General features: G+C 63.4%; 5 protein-coding genes. All 5 read left to right on the forward strand.

The window, feature by feature from the left end; translation table 11 throughout:
• Positions 1-64 precede the first annotated feature (64 nt).
• Complete coding sequence (atpA, locus tag V6M52_RS07530; protein WP_332685615.1) at positions 65-1,600, forward strand: F0F1 ATP synthase subunit alpha; 1,536 nt, start codon at positions 65-67, stop codon at positions 1,598-1,600.
• 21 nt (positions 1,601-1,621) lie between these two features.
• Positions 1,622-2,509, forward strand: a complete 888-nt coding sequence (locus V6M52_RS07535) for a F0F1 ATP synthase subunit gamma (RefSeq protein ID WP_332685617.1) — start codon at positions 1,622-1,624, stop codon at positions 2,507-2,509.
• A gap of 24 nt (positions 2,510-2,533) precedes the next feature.
• On the forward strand, positions 2,534-3,973 hold the full coding sequence (gene atpD, locus V6M52_RS07540; protein WP_332685619.1) for a F0F1 ATP synthase subunit beta: 1,440 nt from the start codon (positions 2,534-2,536) through the stop codon (positions 3,971-3,973).
• An 84-nt stretch (positions 3,974-4,057) separates the two neighbouring features.
• Positions 4,058-4,483 (forward strand): F0F1 ATP synthase subunit epsilon, encoded by a 426-nt coding sequence (locus V6M52_RS07545; protein WP_332685621.1) that lies wholly within the window; start codon positions 4,058-4,060, stop codon positions 4,481-4,483.
• Positions 4,484-5,263: 780 nt separating this feature from the next.
• The coding region (locus tag V6M52_RS07550; protein WP_332700584.1) for a HAMP domain-containing protein at positions 5,264-6,925 on the forward strand (1,662 nt) is incomplete at its 3' end.

Consider the following 6,925-nt stretch of genomic DNA (forward strand, 5'->3'; position numbering starts at 1 on the left):
TGATCGACAGCTCCCTCAAGACAAAACTCGCTGCGATGAAGATCGCCATGAAAGAGGTCGGATAATGGACATCAAAGCCGCGGAAATTTCTGCGATCCTCAAGGACCAGATCAAGAATTTCGGCCAGGAAGCCCAGGTTTCCGAAGTTGGCCAGGTGCTGAGCGTCGGTGACGGTATCGCCCGTGTCTATGGCCTCGACAATGTGCAGGCCGGTGAGCTCGTCGAGTTCCCCGGCGGCGTCAAGGGCATGGCCCTTAACCTGGAAGCCGACAATGTCGGCGTCGTGATCTTCGGCAATGACCGTTCCATCAAGGAAGGCGATGTCGTCAAGCGCACCGGCTCGATCGTGGATACCCCGGTCGGCAAGGGCCTGCTCGGCCGCGTGGTCGATGGTCTGGGCAATCCGATCGACGGCAAGGGCCCGATCGAGCATACCGAACGCCGCCGCGTCGACGTCAAGGCGCCGGGCATCCTGCCGCGCAAGTCCGTGCATGAGCCGATGTCGACCGGCCTCAAGGCCATCGACGCGCTGATCCCGATCGGCCGTGGCCAGCGCGAGCTGATCATCGGTGACCGCCAGACCGGCAAGTCGGCGATCATTCTCGACACCTTCCTCAACCAGAAGCCGGCCCACGACGCCAATGCGTCGGAAACCGACAAGCTCTATTGCATCTATGTGGCCATCGGCCAGAAGCGCTCGACGGTTGCCCAGTTCGTGCGCCAGCTCGAAGAAGCCGGGGCTCTCCAGTATTCGGTGGTGATCGCGGCAACCGCCTCCGATCCGGCGCCGCTTCAGTATATTGCCCCCTTCACCGGCTGCGCCATCGGCGAGTTCTTCCGCGACAATGGCATGCATGCCGTGATCGCCTATGACGATCTGACCAAGCAGGCCGTCGCCTACCGCCAGATGAGCCTGCTGCTGCGTCGTCCGCCGGGCCGCGAAGCCTATCCGGGCGACGTGTTCTACCTGCATTCCCGCCTGCTCGAGCGCGCCGCCAAGCTGAACGAAGACCACGGTCTGGGTTCGCTGACCGCGCTGCCCGTGATCGAGACCCAGGCCAATGACGTGTCGGCCTATATCCCGACCAATGTGATCTCGATCACCGATGGCCAGATATTCCTCGAGACCAACCTGTTCTTCCAGGGTATCCGCCCGGCCGTGAACGTCGGTCTGTCGGTGAGCCGCGTGGGCTCCTCGGCTCAGGTCAAGGCGATGAAGCAGGTTGCCGGCTCGCTCAAGGGTGAGCTCAGCCAGTATCGCGAAATGGCGGCCTTCGCCCAGTTCGGTTCGGATCTCGATGCCGCCACCCAGCGCCTGCTGAACCGTGGTGCGCGCCTGACCGAGCTGCTCAAGCAGCCCCAGTTCAGCCCGCTCAAGATGGAAGAGCAGGTTGTGGTGATCTTTGCCGGCGCCAATGGCTATCTCGACTCGGTCCCGGTCAACAAGGTCGGCGATTTCGAGAAGTCGGTGCTGTCGGCCATGCGCGGCAAGTATGCCGAACTGCTCAAGACCATCGCGACCGAGAAGGCCCTTTCCGATGACTCGCGGGCCCAGCTCAAGGCCGCCCTCGACGAGATCAAGAAGACCTACGCGGCCTAAGGGCTTGAAGGAGACGACGTCATGCCGTCGCTAAAGGACCTCAAGAACCGCATCGACTCGGTCAAGTCGACGCAGAAGATCACCAAGGCCATGCAGATGGTCGCGGCGGCCAAGCTCCGCCGTGCCCAGGAAGCGGCCGAGGCGGCGCGCCCCTATGCAGAGCGCATGGGCAAGGTGCTGGCTGCGCTTGGTGCCGTCTATGACGGCCAGGAAAATGCCCCGGTGCTGCTCGGCGGCACGGGCAAGGATCAGACCCATCTGCTGGTGGTCGCCACCGGCGAGCGTGGTCTGGCCGGCGGATTCAATTCGTCGATCGCCCGTCTTGCCCGCGAGCATGCGGCCAAGCTCATCAGCGAGGGCAAGACCGTCAAGATCCTGACCGTTGGCCGCAAGGGCAATGACATCCTCAAGCGTCAGTATCCCGACAATATCGTCGACACCTTCAATTTCCGCGAGATCAAGCAGGTCGGCTTCGTGCAGGCCCAGCAGGTCGCGGACAAGGTGCTGGCCATGTTCAATGCCGGCGAATTCGACGTGGCGACGCTCTACTTCGCCAAGTTCGGCAGCGTGATCAGCCAGGTGCCGACGGCCCAGCAGCTGATCCCGGCCAAGCTCGAAAAGCCGGCCGGCGAAGGCGCTGCCGAAGCTTCGGCTGTGCCCTATGAATACGAGCCGAGCGAAGAGGCCATCGTCGAGGACCTCTTGCCGCGCAACATCTCGGTGCAGATCCTCAAGGCCCTGCTCGAAAACTCCGCTTCGTTCTACGGCGCGCAGATGTCCGCCATGGACAATGCGACGCGGAACGCCGGCGAAATGATCGGCAAGCTGCAGCTGAGCTACAATCGCCAGCGCCAGGCCCAGATCACCAAAGAACTCATCGAAATCATTTCGGGCGCGGAAGCGCTCTAAGCAATCGAAGCGAAGGACGAAAAAATGGCAGAGAAAAAGGCCGGTCGCGTATCGCAGGTCATCGGTGCCGTCGTGGACGTCGTGTTCGACGGCCACCTGCCAGCGATCCTGAACGCACTCGAAACCACCAATAATGGCCAGCGCCTGGTTCTGGAAGTGGCGCAGCACCTTGGTGAAAACACCGTGCGCACCATCGCCATGGACACCACCGAAGGCCTGGTTCGCGGTGCCGAAGTTTCGGACACCGGCGGCGCCATCTCGGTGCCGGTGGGTATCGAGACCCTGGGCCGTATCATGAACGTCATCGGCGAGCCGATCGACGAAGCCGGCCCGATCGGCGAGACCGCCAAGCGCGAAATCCACCAGGAAGCCCCGGCATTTGTCGACCAGTCGCCCGAGAGCCAGGTCCTCGTGACCGGCATCAAGGTGGTGGACTTGATCGCTCCCTATGCGCGTGGCGGCAAGATTGGCCTGTTCGGCGGCGCCGGCGTGGGCAAGACCGTGCTGATCCAGGAACTGATCAACAACGTCGCCAAGGCCCATGGTGGTTATTCGGTGTTCGCAGGCGTGGGTGAACGTACCCGCGAAGGCAACGACCTCTATCACGAAATGATCGAATCGGGTGTGAACAAGGACCCCGCAGAGCATGGTGGCTCGGCCGCTGGCTCGAAGTGCGCCCTGGTGTTCGGCCAGATGAACGAGCCGCCGGGCGCCCGTGCCCGCGTCGCGCTGACCGGTCTGACCGTTGCCGAGAACTTCCGCGACCAGGGCCAGGACGTGCTGTTCTTCGTGGACAATATCTTCCGCTTCACCCAGGCCGGCGCCGAAATGTCGGCTCTCTTGGGTCGTATTCCTTCGGCCGTGGGTTACCAGCCGACGCTGGCCACCGACATGGGCCAGATGCAGGAACGCATCACCACCACCAACAAGGGCTCGATCACCTCGGTGCAGGCCGTTTACGTGCCCGCCGACGATCTGACCGACCCGGCGCCTGCCACCTCGTTCGCTCACCTTGACGCGACGACCGTGCTGAACCGCGCGATCTCGGAAAAGGGCATCTACCCGGCCGTGGATCCGCTGGCCTCCAACTCGCGCATCCTCGATGCCAGCGTTGTTGGCCAGGAGCACTACGACACCGCCCGCCGCGTCCAGGAAGTGCTGCAGAAGTACAAGGCGCTGCAGGACATCATCGCCATCCTGGGCATGGACGAGCTTTCCGAAGAGGACAAGCTCACCGTAGCGCGCGCCCGCAAGATCGAGCGCTTCATGAGCCAGCCCTTCGACGTGGCCGAAGTGTTCACCGGCGCGCCGGGCGTGTTCGTGCAGCTCGAAGACACCATCAAGGGCTTCAAGGGCCTGGTGAACGGCGAGTATGATCACCTGCCGGAAGCGGCCTTCTACATGGTCGGCACCATCGAAGATGCCGTCAAGAAGGCCCAGAAGCTGGCTGCCCAGGCCGCTTGATTTGCCATTTGGGCTCGTCGTTCGCGGCGAGCCCAGCGCATAAGCCCGGAATTCTCGGGCGCTCTCCGCTAAGGGACCAAAACTATGGCTGAAGGCCTCAAGATCGAGATCGTGTCGCCCGAGCGGCTGGTGCTGTCGGAAGTCGTGACCTCGGTCACGGTGCCGGGCACGGAAGGCTATTTCACCGTGATGAGCGACCATGCGCCGTTCATGACGACGTTGCGGCCCGGTTTCATCACCGTCAATGGCCTGGGCGGCCGCGACGAGATCTTCTTCGTCAAGGGCGGCTTTGCCGACGTCTCGCCCGAGGGCCTGACCATCCTGGCCGAACAGTCCGTGCCCTATGCCGAATTCGATCATGCCGACCTCGCCGCCCAGATCAAGGCGGCCGAGGCCGAACTGGCCGCCGCGCCGACGCCGGAAGACCGTTCCTATGCCCAGGAAGTCGTCAGCGCCCTGCTGAACCTGGCCATCGAAGCCGGTCAGCTCAACCAGGGCCACATCCATTAGGATCGGCGTCGGTTCAGAGATTTCAGGGCCCGCGACTTGTCGCGGGCCTTTTTGTATTGAGGCGACCGCCTCGACGTAGCGTTCCCTCCTCTCACATCCACGGTGTCACCCCGGCCTTGAGCCGGGGCCCATCCCGGACACGTGCCGCGGCCGAGAGGTGGATCAAGTGAGCACCGCGGCATTTCAGGATGGATTCCGGCCCAAGGCCGGGATGACATAGTGGGTGTTGAAGCCTAGTGCCAACCCATTCACCGCGGCTCCCCCCTCTCCCCTTGAGGGAGAGGGACGCCCCGACGCGTTCAGCGGAGGGGCTGGGTGAGGGGTTCTGCGTCCGCCCATGCTTACATGTGTGTGGATGGCAGGAGGACCCCTCATCCGCCCCTTCGGGGCACCTTCTCCTTCAAGGGGAGAAAGAAGATCATCCCCAACTTATCCCCCCCTCCCCAAAACCTGTGGCACGCTCCTCCCCATCACTCCGCATGGGCGGCCTAGCCGCGCGTGGCGAGCGACCACGGGTCTGCCCACGTGCCGTGGGCAAAATCGATCCGGTGGATCGATTTTAGGTGGGCAGGCCATGAGGGCTATGCCCGAATGGCGCAATGAAAACCGCGTTGCAGGCGGCGCTTTCGTACGCCCCTTGTGCGATATGCCCAAATCTTGGGCAAGTATTTGAACTGATTAATCAATTACCCCGCATAAACACTCGCTTAAGAAAAAGGCCCCACTCTGCACCCCGACAGATCGCGTCCAGAAGGGCGCGCGTGCCATTGGAGACGCAGAATGGGTTCCTTGCTGGGCAATATCCGCCTCACCTTCGCCATCGCCGCCATGGCCATCTGTTCCATCGCCATTGCCATCGGCGCAGTGTTGCTGGGCCTGTTCATCAGCCTCTCGGGCACCGCCAGCAGCGATGCGGAACATGAGGTGGCCAGTGCCACCCGCATCACCGCGGAAATCCTGCGGGTCAACCTGCCCAGCCTCGAAATTGTTCCGGACGAGGCCGGCAATATCGCAGCACTCACCATGCGGTCCATGCCGCGCTTCCGCAGCCATGACGTGATCGACGCCATTGCCCGGGTCGCCGGCCAGCAGGCGGCGATCTATGTCTATGACAGCGAGGTCGGCCCCGATTTCAATGTCGGCACGTCAAGCCTGCTCAAAGCCGATGGCGAGCGCCTGCTCGATACCCCGATCCTGGCCGGCACGCCGCTGTTCGATTCCATGATGGCCAACAGCCAGACGCGCGCCGAAGAGGTGATCAATGGCGTCGAATATTTCACGCTCTACCAGCCCATCGCCATGGCTGACGGCACCGTCATCGGGGCGCTGCTGGTCGCGGTGGATCGCGGCCCGATCGAGGCGGTGGTCGGAAAGAACCTCACCATGCTGATCGCCGTAGGCGGGGCTGCGCTGCTGCTGATCGGTATCATGGCACTGCTGCTGTCGCGGCTGCTCACCCGGCCCATACCGCGCCTCTCTGGCGTGATGAGCGCCATTGCCGAGGGCGATCTCGCCACCGAAGTGCCCTATACCGAGCGGCGCAATGAAATCGGCGCCATGGCGCGCGCGGTGGAAGTGTTCCGGGCCAATGCCGAGCGCGTGGCGGAACTGGGTGAAGAAACCCAGCGCCACCTGGTGGTGGCCGCCGACCATACCGGCCAGCTCAATGCCATCTCCATGTCGCAGATGGTGGCCGAGTTCAGCATGACCGGCGAGGTGCTGACGGCAAATGACAATTTCCTCAACCTGCTGGGCTATCGCCTCGCCGACGTGCAGGGGCGCCCCAATGCGCAGTTCCTGTTCGATGTCGATCCGGCAGACATGGCCTATCGGCAATTCTGGCTGGATCTGGCCGCCGGCCAGTTCAAGAGCGGCGAATATCGCCGCCGCGCCCACGACGGAAAGGAAGTCTGGATCCAGAGCACCTTCTCGCCCATTCTGGGGCTCGACGGCGTGCCCTACAAGGTGGTGCAGTTCGCCACCGAGGTCACGGCGCGCCGTCAGGCCGTCGCTGCCGTGGGCGCGGGTCTGCAGCAGCTGGCCGAGGGCAACCTGACTGGCACGATCGGCACCGCGTTCCAACCCGAATTCGAAGATTTGCGGCATGCGCTCAACGGCACGGTGACGCGCTTCGCCGAAGTGGTCGGGCAGTTGCGCGCCACGTCGCGCTCGCTCAAGGCCGCCACCAGCGAAATCTTGTCGGGCGCCAATGACCTCAGCGACCGCACCACCCGTCAGGCGGCGACCATCGAGGAAACCGCCGCTGCCATGGATACGCTGGCCGATACGGTCGCGGTCAATGCCAAGATGGCCCGCGACGCCGCGGGCAAGGCCTCGGCCGTGTCCCATTCCGCCGCCGAGAGCGGCACGGTGATGGCGCAGGCCAATGACGCCATGGAGCGGATCACCCAGTCTTCGGCCAAGATTTCCAATATTATCGGG

The organism is Devosia sp. (genome assembly GCF_036676215.1).
Classification (GTDB): Bacteria; Pseudomonadota; Alphaproteobacteria; order Rhizobiales; family Devosiaceae; genus Devosia.